General features: G+C 69.9%; 14 protein-coding genes and 2 pseudogenes. 7 read left to right on the top strand and 9 right to left on the bottom strand.

What is annotated here, in order from left to right; translation table 11 throughout:
• Positions 1 to 247: 247 nt before the first annotated feature.
• Complete coding sequence (locus ACLGIH_RS04370; protein ID WP_416523882.1) at positions 248 to 1,138, top strand: endonuclease/exonuclease/phosphatase family protein; 891 nt, start codon at positions 248 to 250, stop codon at positions 1,136 to 1,138.
• Positions 1,139 to 1,280: 142 nt separating this feature from the next.
• On the opposite strand, the gene ACLGIH_RS04365 is transcribed toward ACLGIH_RS04370, so the two are convergent.
• Both ACLGIH_RS04365 and ACLGIH_RS04360 read right to left on the bottom strand, forming a co-directional pair.
• A complete protein-coding gene (locus ACLGIH_RS04365) occupies positions 1,281 to 2,444 on the bottom strand; it encodes an anhydro-N-acetylmuramic acid kinase (RefSeq protein WP_416523881.1) in 1,164 nt (387 codons plus the stop codon).
• Between the two features lie 54 nt (positions 2,445 to 2,498).
• On the bottom strand, positions 2,499 to 3,842 hold the full coding sequence (locus ACLGIH_RS04360) for an MFS transporter (protein ID WP_416523880.1): 1,344 nt from the start codon (positions 3,840 to 3,842) through the stop codon (positions 2,499 to 2,501).
• A 140-nt stretch (positions 3,843 to 3,982) separates the two neighbouring features.
• On the opposite strand from ACLGIH_RS04360, the gene ACLGIH_RS04355 reads away from it, so the two are divergent.
• Positions 3,983 to 4,843 carry an endonuclease/exonuclease/phosphatase family protein gene (locus ACLGIH_RS04355; protein WP_416523879.1) on the top strand — a complete coding sequence of 287 codons (861 nt, stop codon included), beginning with the start codon at positions 3,983 to 3,985 and terminating at the stop codon, positions 4,841 to 4,843.
• A 141-nt stretch (positions 4,844 to 4,984) separates the two neighbouring features.
• Here ACLGIH_RS04355 and ACLGIH_RS04350 read toward each other — a convergent pair.
• Positions 4,985 to 5,161, bottom strand: a pseudogene (locus ACLGIH_RS04350) (AMP-binding enzyme); the annotation flags it as partial.
• 361 nt (positions 5,162 to 5,522) lie between these two features.
• Here ACLGIH_RS04350 and ACLGIH_RS04345 point away from each other — a divergent pair.
• Positions 5,523 to 6,926 (top strand): DEAD/DEAH box helicase, encoded by a 1,404-nt coding sequence (locus ACLGIH_RS04345; RefSeq protein ID WP_416523878.1) that lies wholly within the window; start codon positions 5,523 to 5,525, stop codon positions 6,924 to 6,926.
• A 121-nt stretch (positions 6,927 to 7,047) separates the two neighbouring features.
• Here ACLGIH_RS04345 and ACLGIH_RS04340 read toward each other — a convergent pair whose 3' ends face one another.
• From ACLGIH_RS04340 to ACLGIH_RS04330, 3 genes are read right to left on the bottom strand one after another with little or no spacing between them, the layout of a single operon-like run.
• The gene (locus tag ACLGIH_RS04340; protein ID WP_416523877.1) at positions 7,048 to 7,317 is read right to left on the bottom strand and encodes a hypothetical protein; all 270 of its coding nucleotides are present in this window, start codon (positions 7,315 to 7,317) and stop codon (positions 7,048 to 7,050) included.
• The gene (locus ACLGIH_RS04335; protein ID WP_416523876.1) at positions 7,314 to 8,033 is read right to left on the bottom strand and encodes an MGMT family protein; all 720 of its coding nucleotides are present in this window, start codon (positions 8,031 to 8,033) and stop codon (positions 7,314 to 7,316) included. The genes ACLGIH_RS04340 and ACLGIH_RS04335 overlap by 4 nt, the downstream gene beginning before the upstream one ends.
• On the bottom strand, positions 8,030 to 8,365 hold the full coding sequence (locus ACLGIH_RS04330) for a DUF262 domain-containing protein (protein ID WP_416523875.1): 336 nt from the start codon (positions 8,363 to 8,365) through the stop codon (positions 8,030 to 8,032). Before ACLGIH_RS04330 ends, ACLGIH_RS04335 begins: the two co-directional genes overlap by 4 nt.
• A 1,033-nt stretch (positions 8,366 to 9,398) precedes the next feature.
• On the opposite strand from ACLGIH_RS04330, the gene ACLGIH_RS04325 reads away from it, so the two are divergent.
• The 3 genes from ACLGIH_RS04325 to ACLGIH_RS04315 all read left to right on the top strand — a co-directional run bounded on the left by ACLGIH_RS04325 (position 9,399) and on the right by ACLGIH_RS04315 (position 11,817).
• On the top strand, positions 9,399 to 9,761 hold the full coding sequence (locus ACLGIH_RS04325; RefSeq protein WP_416523874.1) for a hypothetical protein: 363 nt from the start codon (positions 9,399 to 9,401) through the stop codon (positions 9,759 to 9,761).
• Positions 9,758 to 10,417: a nucleotidyl transferase AbiEii/AbiGii toxin family protein gene (locus tag ACLGIH_RS04320; protein WP_416523873.1), complete on the top strand. Its 660-nt coding sequence runs from the start codon at positions 9,758 to 9,760 to the stop codon at positions 10,415 to 10,417. The genes ACLGIH_RS04325 and ACLGIH_RS04320 overlap by 4 nt, the downstream gene beginning before the upstream one ends.
• A 704-nt stretch (positions 10,418 to 11,121) precedes the next feature.
• Positions 11,122 to 11,817: an HNH endonuclease gene (locus tag ACLGIH_RS04315; protein ID WP_416523872.1), complete on the top strand. Its 696-nt coding sequence runs from the start codon at positions 11,122 to 11,124 to the stop codon at positions 11,815 to 11,817.
• A 314-nt stretch (positions 11,818 to 12,131) separates the two neighbouring features.
• Here ACLGIH_RS04315 and ACLGIH_RS04310 read toward each other — a convergent pair.
• The 3 genes and pseudogenes from ACLGIH_RS04310 to ACLGIH_RS04300 all read right to left on the bottom strand — a co-directional run bounded on the left by ACLGIH_RS04310 (position 12,132) and on the right by ACLGIH_RS04300 (position 15,396).
• A pseudogene (locus ACLGIH_RS04310) lies at positions 12,132 to 13,317 on the bottom strand (IS701 family transposase).
• A 574-nt stretch (positions 13,318 to 13,891) separates the two neighbouring features.
• Positions 13,892 to 14,269, bottom strand: a complete 378-nt coding sequence (locus ACLGIH_RS04305) for an AAA domain-containing protein (RefSeq protein ID WP_416523871.1) — start codon at positions 14,267 to 14,269, stop codon at positions 13,892 to 13,894.
• Positions 14,266 to 15,396 carry a hypothetical protein gene (locus tag ACLGIH_RS04300; protein WP_416523870.1) on the bottom strand — a complete coding sequence of 377 codons (1,131 nt, stop codon included), beginning with the start codon at positions 15,394 to 15,396 and terminating at the stop codon, positions 14,266 to 14,268. The genes ACLGIH_RS04305 and ACLGIH_RS04300 overlap by 4 nt, the downstream gene beginning before the upstream one ends.
• A gap of 330 nt (positions 15,397 to 15,726) precedes the next feature.
• On the opposite strand from ACLGIH_RS04300, the gene ACLGIH_RS04295 reads away from it, so the two are divergent.
• Positions 15,727 to 17,061, top strand: a complete 1,335-nt coding sequence (locus ACLGIH_RS04295) for a YopA family protein (RefSeq protein WP_416523869.1) — start codon at positions 15,727 to 15,729, stop codon at positions 17,059 to 17,061.
• Positions 17,062 to 18,694: the final 1,633 nt, after the last annotated feature.

Below are 18,694 nucleotides of genomic sequence, written 5' to 3'. Positions count from 1 at the left end.
GCGAAAAAGGGCGACAACGCAGGTCGGCGCGCCGTACGCGGTACGTCCGAGGCGCCCGCCCGTGGGCCGCTGGCTGTCCACCGGCCCGCCCTCCGGCTCCCGCTGCCCGCGCCGCGGCGATGCGGCGAGGACCTTCGGCCGCACCGAACGAGAGTGGGCGGGCCGTCAGCCGAGCAGAATGCAGGGGTGCCTGAGTCCTTGTCAGACAGGCCGGTGCAAGTCTCGCTCCCCCTGATCCGGAGAAGGCATGAAGCCCAGTTCCCGACGTCTCCCCGGGCGCGGCCGTGCGGCGTTCGCCGTGCTCGCCGCCGCAGTGCTCGCCACGGCAGCACCGGCGCCGACGGCGGCCGCGGACACCGGTGTTCCCGGTGCGCAGGCCCCGCCGGTGCCGCTACGGGTGGCGACCTACAACATCCATGCCGGCGCAGGCCAGGACGGGGTCTTCGATCTCGACCGCACCGCCGAGGCCGTACGCGGCCTGGACGCCGACGTGATCGGCCTTCAGGAGGTCGACGTCCACTGGGGTGCCCGCAGCGGCTTCGTGGACGAAGCCCGGGAACTCGCCGCGGAGTTGGGCATGCGGGTGTTCTTCGCGCCCATCTACGACCTGGACCCGGCCGCCGAGGGCGGGCAGCGCCGTCAGTACGGCGTGGCGATCCTGAGTCGCCACCCGGTGCTGGAGGCCGAGAACCACGAGATCACCCGGCTCTCCACCCAGGCGCCCGATTCCGTGCCGGCACCGGCGCCCGGCTTCGCCGAGGTGGTGGTCAACGTGAAGGGCTCGCACGTACACGTGTACTCCACGCACCTGGACTACCGGTCCGACCCGTCGGTCCGTGCGACCCAGGTGGCGGACATGCTTCAGGTGCTGGCCGCCGACCGGGGCCCGAAGATCCTGGTCGGCGACTTCAACGCCGAGGCCACGGCGCCGGAACTGGCGCCGCTGTGGCGGGAGTTGCGCGACGCCTCTCCCGACGGCGGGGGCACGTACCCGGCGGTCGGCCCCGTCAAGCGCATCGACTCCGTGACCGTCTCGCCCGGCGTCACCGTGACCGGCGCCCGAACCGTCGCCACGGACGCCTCCGACCACCGGCCCGTGGTCACGGACCTCAACCTGCACAGGCGCGGCCACGGATGAACCACCGGCCGCCGGCCGCCGGGGACGGCACCTCCCCGGAGCCGGCCCCCGGCGGGCAGGCGGAGCTCGGTGGTCGGTCCGCCCGGGGGACGACCGAATCCCCGGTCGCCGTACGGGGAGTCCGCTCCGCGGCGGCAGCAGCTCACACGACTACTCGCACGGGCGTGATCGCCGCCGGCTCCGGCAGGCGCAGGCCCCGGCGGCCGGGTGTGATCGAGCCGAGGACGCTGGGACGGCGGGCGCCGGTGCACGAGGGGACCGTTCCGGCCAGTCCGTGCGCGGTCAGGAAGCCCAGGACGGCGAAGGCGCAGGCCTCCTTGGCCGCCGCCGGCAGTCCGAGGTCGTCGGAGGTCCGCAGCGGGATACCGTCCAGTGCCGTGCGGAGCATGGCCATCAGGGTCGGGTTGCGGGTCCCGCCGCCCGAGGCGATGACTTCGGTCGCGTTCGCCGAACGGACCGCGTCGGCGACCGTGCGGGCGGTGAGCCGGGTGACGGTGGCCACCACGTCCTCGGCCGGCAGCCGGCCGTGGCAGGCCAGGGCGTCCCGCAGATAGGGCCAGTGGAACAGCTCCTTGCCGGTCGTCTTGGGCGGCGGCTTCGCGTAGTACGGCTCGTCGAGGAGCCGCCGCAGCAGAGCGGCGTCGACACTGCCGCGGGCGGCGATGGCCCCGTCCCGGTCGTAGTCCGGGCGCCCGTCGGCGAGGGCGTGCACGGCGGCGTCGATGAGGGCGTTGGCGGGGCCGGTGTCGAAGGCGAGGGGCTCGGCCGTCCCGGCGGCCACCGTCAGGTTCGCGATGCCGCCGAGGTTCAGGGCGGCGGGCACGCCGGGCCGCCCGCGCAGCCACAGGACGTCGAAGACGCTCACCAGGGGTGCGCCCTGACCGCCGGCGGCGACGTCGCGGCTGCGCAGGTCGGACACCACCGGGCAACCGGTGGCCTCGGCGATCCAGGCGGCCGAGCCGATCTGCAGTGTGCCGCGCACCCGGCCCTGCTCGACCCAGTGGTAGACGGTCTGGCCGTGTGACACCACGAGTTCGGCGCGGCCGTCGCACAACTCGCGGTCGGCCCGGACGGCCAGCGCGGCGAAGGCCTGGCCGATCCATGTGTCGAGTCGGCACACGTCCCGCATCGTGGTCGGCACGGGCGGCAGCGCGGCGGTCAGGGCGGTCCGCAGGTTCTCCGGGTAGGGGGCGCTCACCATCCCGAGGGGACTCAGCAGCAGGCTGTCCCCCTGGAGCGTGAGATCGGCCGCGGCGGCGTCGACCGCGTCGTGGGACGTCCCCGACATCAGCCCGATGACCCGCATCGTCGCTCCTCTCCTCCCGCCTGATCCGGCCCGTTGTCCCGGTCCGTCGGGCCGTCAGTCGCGCAACGCGCGCCGGTGGTCGTCGCCGCGCAGGGTGAGCAGGGCCAGCGTGCTGACGGCGCAGGTGACGACCACGTAGTGCGCGGGGATGTCAATGTCGCCGGTCCGTTCGACCGCCTCGGTGATGATCAGGCCCGCGCATCCGGAGAACACCGCGTTCGACAGCGAGTACGCCAGCCCGAGACCGGTGTAGCGGGCGCTGGTGGGGAACATCTCGGCGAGCATCGCGGGCCCGGGCCCCGCCATCAGACCGACGACGGCGCCGGCGGCGAACACCGCGATGCCCTTGGCGGCCGTCGAGGCGTCAGGGTCCTGCAACAGGTGCAGCAGCGGGAACGCGAGAACGGCCACGAGCGCCGCCCCGGCCACCATCACGGCGCGTCGCCCGATCCGGTCGCTCAGTGCGCCCGCCGGGATGATGGAGGCCGCGAAGCCCAGGTTGGCGACGACCGTGGCGATCAGGGCCTGCTGGAACGTGGCGTTCAACGTGCTCTGCAGATAGGACGGCATGACGACGAGGAAGGTGTAGCCGGCCGCCGACCAGCCCATGAGCCGCCCGGTGCCGAGCGCGATGGCCTTGGCGGTCTCGCGCGCGGGGGCGGCCGCCACCGGCTCCGGGCGCGGGGTGCCTCCCGCGTCCGGGGTCCGGGCCCGCGCGGTCCGCCGGAAGGAGGGCGTCTCCTCCAGCTTCAGGCGCAGCCACAGGGCGGCGAGTCCCAGGGGCAGCGTCAGCAGGAACGGCAGCCGCCAGCCCCACCCGCTGAGGTCCGACTCGCTCAGCACGGTGGCCAGCAGCGCCGCCATGCCCGCTCCGGCGAGCAGACCGAGCGCCACCGTGAAGGACTGCCAGGAGCCGTACAGGCCGCGCCTGCCGGGCGGGGCGAACTCGGTCATGATCGAGACGGCACCGCCGAACTCGCCTCCCGCGGACAGGCCCTGGAGGATCCGCAGCAGGGTGAGCAGCCAGGGCGCCGCGGCACCCACCGTGGCGTACGTCGGCAGCAGGCCGATCAGGGTGGTGGCGACGGTCATCAGCAGCACGACGAGGATCAGCGTGGGGCGCCGTCCGATCCGGTCGCCCAGGCGGCCGAAGACCGCCGCGCCGACCGGGCGGAAGAAGAACGCGAGCGCGAAGGACGCGTACGTCCTGACGAGCCCTTCGACGTCGCTGCCGCCCTCCGGGGTGAAGAAGTTGGCGGCGATGACGGTGGCGAGGTAGCCGTAGACGCCGAACTCGTACCACTCGATGAAGTTCCCCACCGACCCCGCCACCAGTGCCCTGCGCGCCCGAGGCGGCTTCGCGGTCCCCTCGGCCGGTTCGTGCACCGGGGTGGTCATACGGCCCCCTTCGCGGACGCGGATGCCCTGCGGAGCCGGGCAAGCCGGGTGGCAGTTAGTTTCAGTGGATCGCCGGTGCCCTGTCAATAACTTTCATCCGGCTCCGTCCCATAACCTCGTACACGGAGACGCCAGACGGCATGGGTGACCACTTCGAGGGGGCAATGGTGGCCGGTAGGGGCACACGTCTGCTGGCGGGCGTCATGGTCGTGGCCTGCATGGCGCTCGTCGGCCCCAGTGCACCGGGTGGCCCCTTCGGCGGCTCGCTGCCCGTCGAGGCCGTCAGGGACGTCGTACCGAACCGGGTCATGACGTGGAACATCTGCAACCCCTGCGAGGAGAGCGACGCCGACCGGGCGGCGGAGATCGCCAGGTACGCACCCCAGGTCATCGGTCTTCAGGAAGCGTGCGTGCGCGACGTCGAGCGGGTCCGGGGCCATCTGAAGAGACTTCACGGGCTGGTCTACCACGTCGAGTACGGGACGGTGCTCCGGAGTTGGAGCCGCTGCGGAGGGCTGCCGTGGCGGCCGGGGGCCTTCGGACAGGCGGTCCTCTCGGCGGCACCGATGAAGGACCCCGTCAACGTCGAATACCCCGACGGCGGAAGCGAGGACCGCGGGTACATGGCCGTCACCACGACGGTGGACGGCCGGCCCGTCCGGGTCTTCAACACCCACCTCGCCCAGCGACGTCAGGAGGCGGTCCGGGCGGACCAGGCCGGCGTACTCGCCGCAGCCGTCGCCCGGCACGACCGCGCGATCGTTCTCGGCGACTTCAACGCCGCGCCGGACGCCCCCGAACTCAGCGGGATGTGGGCACTGGCCGCGGACACTGACCCCCGGTGCCGTCCCTCACACACCGGCGCCTGCGAGCCGACCACCGACTGGCAGAGCAAGTTCGACTACGTCTTCCTGCGGGGCATCGTCCCGCTCGGGCACCGTGTGCATCCGACTCCGTACTCGGACCACCACGTGCTGCGCACCGACCTGGACGCGGCCTGAGGCAGGCCGCAGAAGGACGAGAGCCCGGCGGTGGGTGGCTCGGCCGACGAAGCCGTCCCGGCGCGACGTGATTCCGTGGCACCGGCCGGTCCGGTGTCGTCCACGATGTGTGCTCGCGCGTCTTGCGCGTCGCCGCCCTGTTCAGCGGGCCGGCTCACGCTTGAGGATCTTTCCGGTGGCGGTCATCGGCAGGCGGGGCACGAACTCGACGATGCGCGGGTATTTGTAGGACGCCATCTCACCCTTGGCCCAGGCGACGAGCTTGTCGGCGGTGACGGAGGAACCGGGCCCGAGGACGACGTAGGCCTTGATCTCCTCGCCGTGGCGTTCACCAGCTCCCGGTCGTCGGTGAGCCGGGCGGCCCCGCCCTGGATCAGCCGGACGAGGATCATGTGCCGAGGCGGTAGGAGCGCATCAACCGGCTGATCGGCACCCCGTGCCGGGCGGCCCGGCGGGCGAGGGCCAGTGCCTCGGGCGGCGCCTCGGCCTCCGTCGCGTCGACAGGTCGCGGACGTGCCCGTGCCTGTGCTCCTCCCGACGCGATGCCGTTCCTTGTGTTAGTGTCAGGCGTTTGCGTGGTCGTCGCGGCGGACGATTCTGCCTGTTCGGTTCCGCTTGCGCGTGAACTGTTCACTCCTGCCGGGCCTTCCTCGGTACGTTTCCCTGCGGAAGGCATTTCATGAAGCATCCCGACGACTCCGGCATCGCTCACGGCGGTCCCGCCCAGCCCGGGGCCACGCCCCCGGCCGTCTCCTTCGCCGGCCTGGGACTGCCGGTGGAGGTGCTGCGGACGCTGAGCGGACTCGGGGTGCGCGAACCCTTTCCGATCCAGGCCGCCACACTCCCCGATGCTCTTCAGGGGCGCGACGTCCTGGGGCGCGGGCGCACCGGATCGGGCAAGACGCTCGCCTTCGGCCTGCCGCTGCTGACGCGTACGGCCGGGCGGCGTGCCGAACCGAAACAGCCCCTCGCCCTGGTCCTCGTGCCCACCCGGGAGCTGGCCCAGCAGGTCACCCAGGCGCTGGCGCCGTACGCCGAGGCACTGCGGCTGCGCATGGCCACGGTCGTCGGCGGCATGTCGATCGGCCGGCAGGTCGCCGCGCTGCGCGAGGGAGCCGAGGTGGTCGTCGCCACCCCCGGACGCCTGCACGACCTGATCGAGCGCAACGCCTGCCGCCTGGGACGGGTGAGGACCACCGTGCTGGACGAGGCCGACCAGATGTGCGACTTGGGTTTCCTGCCGCAGGTCGCCGACGTGCTCGACCAGGTGCGCCCCGACGGTCAGCGGATGCTGTTCTCGGCCACCCTGGACCGCGACGTCGATCAGCTGGTCCGCCGCTACCTCCACGACCCCGTCGTCCACTCGGTCGACCCGTCCGCGGGCACGGTCTCGACGATGGAGCACCACGTCCTGGTCGTCCACGGCCCCGACCGCTACGCCGTCACCACGGAGATCGCCGCCCGCGACGGCCGCGTACTGCTGTTCCTCGACACCAAGCACGCCGTCGACCAGCTCACCCGGCATCTGCGGGCCAGCGGGGTGCACGCCGGGGCCCTGCACAGCGGCAAGTCCCAGCCGCAGCGCACGCGGACCCTGGCACAGTTCAAGAACGGCCAGATCACCGTTCTCGTCGCGACCGATGTCGCGGCCCGTGGCCTGCACGTCGACGCCCTCGATCTCGTGGTCAACGTCGACCCGCCCACCGACCCCAAGGACTACGTGCACCGGGCCGGCCGCACCGCCCGCGCCGGTGAGTCCGGCAGCGTGGTCACGCTGGTGCTCTCGGGCCAACGCCGCGAGACGAGCCGCATGATGGCCGAGGCCGGCATCGAGCCGACCGTCACCAAGGTGCGCTCGGGCGAGGCGGAGCTGAGCCGGATCACCGGCGCCAGGGCTCCTTCCGGCACCCCGCTCGACGGCGGGCCCGCCGCCCCCCGGCCCAAGAACACCAACGCGCCCTTCCGCGGCCTCGGCACCAGCAAGGACCCCTCCCGCGGCACCGGCGGCAAGTCCCGAAAGACCGGCGAGGCCCGCAAGCTCGCCGAGGCCCGCAAGGCCGCCCTCGTGCGCCGCAACGGCTGACACCGACGGCGAGTCCGGACGGAGGCTGCTCCTGGTCGCCCCGATCGTGGACGCCGGGGCTGCGAGCCGTACCCGCCGGGCGGCAAGAGGGTGCGGGCGGAGTGCGCCCGGCGGGCACCCCTCAGGACGAGCCCCGGCTCTCCCAGCGGTCCCGGAACCACGTCAGCGTCTCGATGAGCAGCTCCCGGTTGCGGCCCTTCTCCAGTAGGGACAGCCGGATGTTGGGACGCAGCTCCAACTTGCCCTCCGGGAGGTCGACGCCGTCGAGGGCGTTGAGGCGGGTCAGGAGTCCGGCGCGCAGCGCGCGGTCGGTGAACGGCTCCCGTGCGGCCATGTACTGGAACACCACCTCCGCCGTGCCCCCGCGCCCGGCACCCGGGTAGAGCGTCATCGGCCAGATGCAGCGGCCGGGGCCGCCCGCCTCGCCGAGCATGAGGTACGCGCTCGTGGTGACGTGTCCCGCGCCGTGGCCGATCCAGCCGCCCAGCGCCTCCCAGTGGGCGAAGAGCGCGCGGACCGCTTCGACCGTCTCGGGTGAGTCGTCGGCGGCGAGCCGGCGGAAGAACCGTTGGGCGCGGGTCTCCTCTCCTGGCGTTCCCGCGGCTCCTTGCTGCGCGGTGTCCTCGCCGTCCGCCCGTCGTCGTGCGTGCCGGCGAGCAGCGCGGCGAGGTCCTCGGCAGTGAGCTGCTGGGCCGGGTCGGCGGCCCCGGTGATCGTGAAGCGGACACCGTCGGCGGCCAGCCGGGCGCGGACGTCGTCGCTTCCCGCATCCTGGGGCGTCGCCCACCGGAAGCCGTCGGAGACCTTGCCCTCGGAGGTGAGGACGCGGTACGCGTTGACCACTCCGGGAGTGTTGGCCAGGTGGTTGCCCACGGCCTGGGCACCGGAGCCGAGGAACGCGGCGAGGTCGCCGTACGAGGTCCAGGTGCCGTGGGGGAGCGCGGCGAGGACCTGGTGGGCGAGCTGCCAGTCGCGATTGCGCTCCGCGCGGCCGACTCCGCGCAGCGGGGACGGCCACAACGCGATCGCGCGGTCGGCGAGTTCGTCGGCGCGGGCCAGGATCTCGCGCACGCCCCAGCGCTCGGTGGCGGCGATGCGGCGGTTCATCTCCAGGTGGCTGCTCCGCAGCAGGTCCTGTTTGCGCGGATGGCGGCCAGGGCCAGGGACAGCGTGGTCAGCCGCTGCTGGCCGTCGACGACGAGCCAACGGGGGAACGTCGCGTCGTTCTGCGGTGACGGCGCGAGCACCACCGAACCGAGGAAGTGCGTCGTCCCCTTCTCCTCCGCTGACTCGAGCAGCCCGGCCTGCTCCAGGATGTCGCTCCACAGCTGCTTGAGGTGCTTCTCGGTCCAGGAGTAGGTCCGCTGGTAGAGCGGCACCTGGAACTGCTGGGCCCGGCCCTGCACGAGATCGGCGAACAACGTCTCCTTGGCCTGCATATGACGGCCCCCCTTGGCCCTCGGTTGGCCCTCGGTCGTCCGCCGCCGATTACACCAGGCCCGGGCGAACCCGTACCGGAAGTCCCACGAAATGGGGGACCGTCGGAGAACCGGACGGCGCCGCGGTACCGGGGCAGCTCTGACTCACCCGGATCTCAGTGCCACTGGCCACGAGTAGGCGCCGGGAGCGGAGACCGTGGCGGGCGGATCGCCCGTGGGCGTCCGCCGGGGCCTGCCGCCTGCCGGACCGGGACCTGGTCAGCTCAGTGTGAGTCCTGAAACACCTTGCGCCAGCTGACCGAACATGCGAATGGTTGTACGCTGCGAATGCCGCCCTTGACCTGCAAGAAGCAGGCAGGGAGCAGACAAACCGGGAGTTTCTCCGTGCTTCGTACCATGTTCAAGTCCAAGATCTAGCGTTTGGGTGTTTTTGCAGGTCAGAGGCTCGATGGCCCCGTTCAGGTCAGCAAACGGTCAGCATCGGGCGCGGGAGCGTCCCAGCTTGCTGACCTGGTGGCCGCCATGACGGGGATCTGGACACAGGTGCCTGGCTCCCGCTTGGGACGCTCGCTGCGTTACTCGACAGCTCGTCCGCGGCATGGGTTCTGAGCGAGTGGGCTGCGTTCGAGGCCGAAGCGGCCTGCCCTGTGGATGCCGCCTGCCCCCTCCGGCCGCTACCGCCACCTCGCCCGCCCCGGTGTCCTTCTCGTCCATTGCGCCGGCGCCATGGGCCCCGGCTTCGGCTTCGGCACCGTCGTACAGCGAGACCGAAGCCGCAGCCGACTCCACTGCGGCGGCCCTCCGCGTGACCTACTGCGTCATGATCACCGCGCCCGCGAGCGGGGCTGGTCCCGGGTCTGCAGGGCAGCCGGTTGCCGCGCGACCTGGGGGCCTGCGCGGGTAGGCGATGATGCGCTAAGCGCCCACTGGGTGAGATGTCCGAGGGAAGGGCGGTCGGCCGCCCGACCCGTACGTACGACAGGGGAGTCCCGTATCCGCCATGCCGTCGCCTCCCAGCAGCGATACTGGATGCATGGACACGACGATCACCGCACCCCGCGCCGAGGTGCTGCGGGACCGCTACCGCAGCCGACTGCCCGAGCGCTTGCAGGAGCTGGCCGGCCCTGTCGAGGGCAACGTGGATCTGCCGCTCCACATCGTCTGGTCCGGGCGGACGAGCTACAGCCTGGACCGTCCAAAGGCCCGCATGACGCTCTACCGGACCGTCCTCGCCGAAGGACTGCGCGAGGACCTGGTGACCCTCCTGCACCACCGGCTGCTCGCCGAGCAGTGGCCCGTGCTGCGGCGCTTGATCAGTCCCTACATCCGCGAGGTCTGGGAGGACGCCTTCCCCGAGCTGCTCCGCACCGCTCCGGCCGACACGACCGCCGCGTGAAGCTCACTCCGCTCCACGAGCGTCTCCTTGCCGACATCCTCGACCTCGGCTCCCCCTACCCTCTGGTCCTCACCGGCGGATACGCCGTGCAGGCCCACGGCCTGGTCGAACGCTTCAGCCGTGACCTCGACGTCGCCACCGAGAACCCCGCTCCGATGCAGGAGATCGTCGCCGCACTCACAGCCGGCCTCAGCGCGCGCGGATGGCGGACCACGCACGTCCAGACCGATCCGCTCAGCGGCCGGTTTCTCGTCACCGATCCGGACACCGGCGAGGAGTGTGAGGTTGACGTCCTCAAGGAGGCGTTCTGGGCTCCGCCTGCCCAGACCCCCTACGGCCCCGTTCTTTCCCTCGACGACGTGATCGGCACCAAGGTCCGTGCCCTCGCCGACCGCGGCACCGTCCGCGACCTCATCGACGTCCAGGCTGCCTCCCGCCACCGCTCCACCGCCGACCTCGAATCCCTGGGCCGCCGTCGCGCCCACGACGAGTTCAGCCTCGAAGACCTCCGGGACCGGCTGATCGGCGCGGACTGGTACGAGGATGAGGACTACACCGCATATGGGCTCACCTCCCGGCAGATCGAAGAACTCAAGGCGTGGGCGCTGGAGTGGGCGGAGGATCTGGGTGCGCGGATCCATGACGAGAACGCCTGAGAGGCGGTCATCGCGTCCATCCCCTCTACCGCCGTTGCAACGAGAGGATGCGGTGTAGCCAGCAGGTTCCAACCTGGAGCCGTTCACGGTGGGTGGTTGCCTTGCACGGCGGATGTGCAGGGCAGCCGAGCGATACCCTGCAGTGGACTCACGGCGAAACCGGGCTGCGGTAACGGTCAAACACTGCATCCCACTCCCAGGTCCAGTCCGGGTCCCGACGGTGGAACTCGGTAACGGCCAGCACGAAGAATTGGTCGGAAGGCTTCCCGGCTGGATCCATTGACTACCAGCGCTGACAGCATCGGCTCGGGACCGGTGCTGTCCCGGCGGCAGACGTCTGCCAGCAGAAGCGACATCATCCGGCCGTGGTAGTGCACCCGGTGCTCCGGTGCCACGGCCTCGCTCAGCGCCTTGTAGGTGTCGGTCCGGCCCTCTCGGGCCCACCCCTTCAGAATCGTCACCATGGCGTCCCGGGCAGCCATGTAGTCCGCATCTCCGTACTTCATCTGAGCCCCCTCCAGCCGACTGGAGCGACACGGTATCGAGTCGGGGCGGTGCCGAGGTTGGATCTGAAAAGTTGCCCGCTGCCGCCTCGGAGACGGGGGAGCGGGGACGTCCACCGCGACGTCCGGCGCGCCCCTCCGATTGTCAGTGCCGCCTCCTACGATCGCCGCTGATCAGCCTGCAGCAACGGAGGGGGTGTGATGGACGAGATCCGTCGCGGCGAGCGAGGCAAGCAGAAGACCTGGCAGTGGCTCATGGTCCTGACGGCGCATCGAGGCTTGTGTGTCTACTGCGGTCGTTCTGCGGCCACCACGATTGACCACGAGAAGCCCATCATTGATACCGGAGCAGACGTCTGCTGGAACTTCGTTCCAGCCTGCGAAGACTGCAATCGCTGGAAGAGGGGCCGTACCGCGCGGCGATGGGTGGCCGACATGGATCTCCATCGCAGGTATCCGGAGGCAGGCTTCGCAACTCGAGTTATGCCTCCCAGGGTGTACGTCGGCATCACAAGACGTGTGGAGCGTGTGCAGCGAGAGAGAGCCGACACGGACCGGCGCGAGTGGTTCCAGCTGCACTACGGCAGTGAGAAGCACCGGAACAAGGCAGAGTTGTTCGAAATCCTCGATCGCTGCAAGGCCGAGCTGCGAGGCTACCCCCACTATCCTTGGCGGACGCCGAAACTGAGGACTTCGCGGACCGTCTGTACGCGCCTGATCTGCTGCGGTTACCAGCATCCCAAGGCAAAGCATTTGGTGGCTTTCCTGGAACCTGAGGAGCGTGCTGCCTTCAAGCGAGCTGTGTTCAACGAGCGCGTCCATGAGGGGGACGTGCTCGGTCGGCTCATCCGTGAGTACCTGTCTGCCAGAGAGCGCGACCGCCATGGCGTGGCGTAGCTGCAGGGGAGGGGGCACAACCCCCTTCGGACTCCAGCCGGTCGAGGGCGTTCCCGTCGCTCTCCATCGCACTCGACGGTTTCGTGTGAGTAAGCTGTGGAAGCCAGGTCCGGACTCCCGGCAGCACCGGGGGAACCAGCCAAGCGCTCTAGTACTGCAACGGTGCTTGTTCTGGGTGCTGGGCAGTTTTCAGGGGCTGTGTCCACGTCGTTTGTAGTGACTGAACCGAGCTTGATATTGCCGTCTGCGGCGCCATGTCGACCAGTGCAGGATGTGGTCGGCCGGGGTGGGGCGGCGGTCGGTGAGTCGGGTGATCAGGCGTCTGATCTCGGCGAGGCTGAGGTGGATGAGCTGGGAGGATCCGTTTCTGCTTTGTCCGCGTCCAGCTGTCGGGCTCGCAGGACGGTCAGGCAGGCGTGGGCGGCCATGGCCAGGGTCATGTGGCGGTGCCAGCCGGGATAGCGGCGGACCTGGTAGTCGTCCAGGCCGCACTCCTGCTTGGCGGTCTGGAAGCATTCCTCCACCGCCCAGCGGCTGCCCGCGATGCGGATCAGCTCGTCCAGCGTGGTGCCGGCCGGGCAGTAGGCGATGTAGTAGGAGATCTGGCTCGGGTCTGCTGACGCTGCGGCGGGCGAGAACCCAGTGCCGGCGGTCCTCGCGGTGCCAGGGCCGGACCTCGACGCGGGCCCAGTCGTAGATCCGCCTGCCGTGAGCTCCGTCGCCGCAGGAACGGCGTTTCCACTTCTGCCGCGGCAGGCCGGGGAACAGGTCGTGGACGGGATGGTCGAGGGACCAGCGCGTGACGACGGTGTCGTGGCGGGTGGTGGCCATGACGTGGAAGACGTCAGCCTGCTCCAGTTCGGACCGCCAGCCCTTGCTGAAGCCATAGGCGGCGTCCGCCGTCACCCAGCCGAACGGAATCTTGTCGGCGATGGCCCGGCGGACCATCGTCTTGGCCGTGGCCACCTTCGTCTCGAAGGCGACGCTGTCGTCGATGCCGGCCCGGCGGCAGCGTTCCCGGTCGTCCGTCCAGGACGTGGGCAGATACAGTCGCCGGTCGATCAGGGTGCGTCCGCGGCTCGTGGCGTAGGCGAGGAAGACGCCGATCTGGCAGTTCTCGGTGCGTCCCGCGGTACCGGAGTACTGCCTTTGCACGCCGGCCGAGCGGATGCCCTTCTTCAGGAACCCGGTGTCGTCGACGATCAGGACGGCCTCCTGGTCTGCGAGGTGTTCGACGACGTAGTCGCGTACGTCGTCCAGGACCTCGTCGGCGTCCCACTCGATGCGGTTCAGCAGCCGGTGGATGCGATCGGGCCCCGCGTGCCCGGCCTCCTCCGCCAGCGTCCAGCCGTTCTTCCGCTCCAGCGGAGCTACCAGCCCCCGCATATAGGCAAGCGCTGACTGACGCGGCTCTTCCCGGTTGAACCGGTGCACGAACCGCTCATGCACCGCCTCGAGTTCATGCGCCCACAACCTGACATCAGCAAGGTCCCCACCCATGACCACATCAACGACCGAGCTGGTCAGCAGTCACGGCAAGCACCGTTGCAGTACTAGTCTTTTACCGTCCGGAGGCGCGTAAGCAGCGTGCCCACCAGCGGAACTCCACCCGCTTGCACGCACGTTTTCCGTGCCCCCGTCGGAGTCCTCCGCATGTCTGTTCAGCCGACCCTCGCCGCGCTCCGCGGCTTCCACTGCGAGCACACCCCCAGCAAGAGCCGCATCCTCGCTCTCGTCCACCACCGAGAAGGCCCTGCCTCACTGCAGGCTGTTCTCACCTGCCGGCAACCCGAGCTCGCGCAGCAGGCAGTGCGCATCCTCCAGCAGGCCATCCGCTCTTCCTCGGCCGCTTGGGAACCCGAGCTGCTGGAGAATCTGTGTGCACAGCTGCCGGATGCTCCGGCTTCATCCCTCCGTAGCGCCGTACAGCACGCGCTCGCGGGCGTCTGGCCCATGCTTCCCGGCAGCTTCTTGAAGTGGGAGCAGATCGCCGATGACGTCGACGAAGACGGGGACGAAGGCAGTGACGCCTACGGGGTCACCCGCGCCCTGCGCACCCCGAAGGACGCACGTCTCATGGACCTGACAGGCACGGTCGTCCGAGTAGCGACGCTCCGCGAGTTCCACGTACATGACGAGCAGGCCGTGCTGAAGGCAGCCAGGAGCGCGGGCTGGGAGCCCCTGCCGAACGAGGCCCCTGAGGACGACGACCCACAGGATGTTGTCGGTGCCGTGATGTGGCTTGGGGAGTCCGACCGCGAGATCGAGGCCGCAGGACGGTCAGGGCCTGGTCGCGGGCGCTGGTCACCAGGACCCTCTGCCCCTGGGCCAGCAATGCCGAGACAAGGTTGGCGATGGTGTGCGTCTTGCCGGTGCCCGGCGGGCCCTGCACGACCACGCCGGTGTCGTGTTCCAGGCGCCGCAGCACACTGCGCTGGCGTTCGTTGGTCATGCCCGGGAAGAGCGGGTCGTCCCCGAACAGGGCAGGATCTCTCGCCCGTCCCAGTTCGCACGAGCCTCGGCGTCCAGGGGCAGTACCAGCTGCGCCAGTGCCAGCGGCGCGTGCGCCTCCGAGGCCACGCTGTCGGCGATCCGCTCGTAGAAATTCAGCAGGGCGTTTCGGTCCCGGGGGCGCAGCACCAACGCCGGGGCGTACGTGAGGCGTGCCCCCGGCTCCGGCTCGCGGGGAGGCTGCCACTCGGCGCTGAACGTCACGGGACGCTGCAGCACGCGTTCCTGCCATTGGGCCAGGTGTTCCAAGGTTTCCGAGCCGAGGAGGTGTAGAGACTGGGCTGCGATCTCCTCGGCGAGCGCGGCCGACCGCTCGGGGGCCCAGCCGTCGTCGGTGTCGAGAAACGCCTGGTCCTCCAGCCGTACCGCTCCTTCGGCCGTCAGCCGGACAGTGAGCTGGGCGGTTTTGCGGTCCACCGAAGTCTCCACCCGGTGGGTGAGGATGTGGCGATGAACGGTGTCGCCGCGTGGGTCACTCCAGGTCAACAGGCCTGTGACCAGGATGAGTTCGAGCTGGTCGTCCTGCTGGGTCAGTTTCTGGTGCCAGTGGTAGACCTGCTCGTACAGCTCCCGCAGGGCCCGCTCGGCGCGCTCCCGCTCGGCCCAGCGTCGCCACCGCGCCAGCCACGGTCCGTAGGCCCGCAACACCTCGGCCGCGTCTTCGCGGCGGACGCTGTGGTCGTCGGCCTCCTCCCGCCATTGGCGGCCGTCCTCGGCCCGCACCAACTCCTTCCCCGGTCCCTCGCTCGCCAGCGGCGGATCCTCACCGTCCGCGTCCCGGCACAGTTCAGGGGACACCCACCCGTCCAGCACTTCCGGCAGCGGCGGCGGGGCGGCCTGGGGCCCGTGGTCGAGGGTGAGCAGGATGCCGTCGGGCCGGTCGACGGGGCGTCGTACGGAGGCCGGCAGACTGGCGAGCCACAAACGCTCCCGCGAACGCTCCCGCGAACGCCGGTCGTCCCGTAGACGCTGGTGGCTGCTTTGGACGACCTCTCGCAAGAAGCCGATCAGTCCGGTGGTCTGCCCGATGACATCAGGGCTGTTCGCGGCGTGTCGTGGCACCTTCACCTGTCTCCCCTCAGCTGGTGACGAACGTTCCAGAATCGGGTGGCTGAGGAGGCACGACAACGCGGTCCGGGAGAATGGCGTGATCCACACGCTGTATAGGCTGGATTGACGCACTGTAGTTGGACGGTGAGGGGTTCGCTTCTGAGGGGCCCGTGCAGAGAGTGGGGTCGTTGCGTAGCGATTCAGGTCCTTGCACCGCGCTCCTTTAGGGCCCTTCTCGGGTTGTCGTCCGAGAACGCGTTGTGGAGAGCTGAGCTTGCAGGGGGGAGCCGCGCAGCGCCCGGCGGCACTGCGCGGCCAATGTCGGTGGCAACGTCTAGAGTGCGGCACATGTCTGCTTCGTCAACTGAGCTCAAGGCTGAGGAGCCCCTGGCGCCGGTGTACCCCTTCAATGCGCCAGGGGAGCCGATCACCCTCTACGACGGACCCATTGGACCGGCCGGGGCTGAGGTGCCCGGGGTTGTCCAGTACGACTGCTGCCCGAAGCCCGGGATCTCTTGGCGGTTGCGTACCGAAGACTATGACCCCACCTCTATGGACAGGACTGAGCTGAGTCTGCTCAACCCCGGCATCGACCTGCCGGTGTCCGCCAGAGACGCTGTGAGCGGCTGGTCCAACGGCACTTCCTACGGAGACCCCACCGCCCCGCTCGACCGTGTTGTTGCCCACTGGTTCAATCTGCCCCGATGGCGTGGATCAGCCCACCTCGAGGCTCATGCTGCTGATGGGACGCCGCGACTGGTGTCGGCCGGACGCAGTGTGTATGAGGCGGACGGGTGGAGGATCACGCTCGACGTCCGCCCCGATCACAAGGCCGTCTTCTCTGATGTGCGCCAGGCTGACGTCTACATCATGACTCACGTGATGGAGATCCGTCGGTTGGACGGATCCACGTTCACGGCCGCCGAGGTCACCCCGGTTCTCAGTGCGCTGCACGTCGGACTGTCCTTCGCGCTCGGCCGGTGGGTCGCCCCCGCCCTGCCCGTCGGCCTGAACGACCAGGAGCATACGGTGTGGGGCCAGTGGGGCCCGATGCTCTGCGACCCGGCACGCCGCATCAGCTCCGGCTGGTGGTACCCCGAAGACCAGAAGTCCTTGGCAGATCTGCTGGCCTGCCTCCTGCCCACCTTCCGCGATCCCGGCAAGGGGCAGGCGCTTCGCCTGCAGATGCAGTACGCGATCACTGCCATAGTCGATCGAGGGTTCGTCGAGCAGCGGATCATGAGCGGAGCTGCCGGACTGGAGCATGTGATGTGGCAGGAACTCGTGCTCAGCGGGCGGCTCACGGAAGCCGAGTACACATCCCGCGCACGGCCGGCTCATGACAAACTGCGTATGGTCCTGACGGAGTCCGGGGTCGATCTGAGGGTGCGCGCAGACCGTCTGCCGGCAGCCGCTGCCTATGCGGCCAGACAGCGGGTAGACGGCACTCGGCCGGCGGACGGCGCCGACGTCGTCACCCGAGTCCGTAACCGTCTCGTGCATCCCAAGGAGACACAAGAGCCCGTCTACGGGGTCAAAGGACTGGTCACCGACACCTGGCTCCTGACCCGCCACTACCTCGCGCTGCTGGTGCTCCGCTCGATCGGCTACCGAGGCTCCTACCAGGACCTCTCCAGGACCAACAGGTGGGTCGGTGAGACCGAGCCCGTCCCATGGGCGTGAGGTCGAGCAAGCCTTCAGGAGCCGACAGCGCTCTTTCCGGGCTTGGAGGCCCCTGCGGTCGTACGAGGTGCTGGGCGACATCGTTGCGGCTGATGTCCTGCGAAGTCGCAGCCTCGCGGATCGTGCGACCGCATCCTCTATTGATGACGGCGGCGTCCGAGTCCCGATTCGGTGACCGGAGGCCGACTGTGGCCTCCAGCCATGCCAACCTTTGGCACCGGGATGAAGCCGCGAACTTGAAGGTGCCCCGTGTGGGAGATAGAGGCGGATCAGCACCTCGCCGGAACGTGCTCCCTGGCGCCGGAGCCGGTCCTGGGCGAACACAAGGCCGGCTGCCCCCGCACCCCGGGGGCCCCGCGCCGGGGTCATTCCTCCATACGCTGCAGGTCGGCCGCCCGGTGGTCACCCGCGGACGCCAACCCGTCGACGAGGCGTCGCCACCGTGCGATCTGGTCCGGTGTCATGGCATCACGTGAGTGAAGCGTCCGGAGCCAGTCGGGGAGGTGCCAGCACCTGTTCGCGGCGATGCGATGGTTGCCGTCGATCAGTCGCTCCGCCAGGCGGAGTCCCGTGTCCCTCTGCCATGTGAGCGGGGCGCACTTGCCGAGTTGTGCGAGTGCATCGAGGGCCTTCGGTTCCTGACGGGCGAGTACTGTCCAGCGGTCCAGGAGGCTGGTGAGGATGTCGGGATGGAGCCAGTCCTGCCGGGCGCGAGCCAGGGTCGCGTCGATGTCGGTGTCACTTATGTCGATTTCGGGCGCGGGCAGGAGCGACCCCAGCGCGAGGCCGTCCCAGTGATGGCTGGTGCGTAGCCCGGTGCCGTCGCCGATGGCGTCGAGGGCGGCCTCCATGACGACGGGCCAGACGGCAGGGAGGGACGGGCGCAGGCCGTCGTCGTAGGTGAAGAGTACGGCGAGGTCGCGGAGGAACTGGTGCAGGGCGCGGCTGTTAGCGGCGAAGTGTTGTGCGTGTGCTTTGAGCGGCTCGGTGTTGCCACTGACCGCTAGGTCGACAATGACGCGCGCGCTTCGCTTGCTGTGCCGGTTCTCGTACCCCTCCTTGGCCCAGTGGTCGGTGGCGCGGGCGTGGGCGGCGAGCAGGGTTTCGGTGAGCCTGTTCGCCCGATCCGCCACACAACTGTCGCTGAGGGATGCCGCGCCGGCGGCCACGAGCGGGGGGATCAGCGAGATCAGGTACAGCTGTTCCGTATCGACCTCGGGCAGCGTTCGCTCGTAGGGGCCGTCGAGCCGGGGACGCTCCCGTGTGCCGGTCTTCGGGTCCCAGTCGCCCAGTCGACAGTCCCGCAGTCCCGCCTCCACGGCGTCTAGCGCCACCTGGTGGCGGCACGGGCCCGGCTGTCGGTCGGTGTCGCATGGCGCGGCCCAGACGTATTCGAGAGCCCGGGCGAACGCCATGCGCACCTCGTCGAAGTGGTTCGTGCTGCAGCGGGTCAAGACGTCGATGATCGCCTGCCGGTCGAGGACGGCGTCGTCGGAGGTCACCGCTAGGAGCGCCGCCAGACCGGTCGCCGCGGACCGGTCGGCCCCCATCGAGTAGTAGGAGGAGGCGGCGTACCCGGTACGGCTCGGTTCGGTGATCGCCTCGATCAGGACGGTCGTCGCCCATCGCAGGT

Source organism: Streptomyces hamibioticus, assembly GCF_047946815.1.
Taxonomy (GTDB): Bacteria; Actinomycetota; Actinomycetes; order Streptomycetales; family Streptomycetaceae; genus Streptomyces.
Note: the sequence above shows the minus strand (reverse complement) of the source record. Positions and strands in the feature narration are given on the sequence as shown.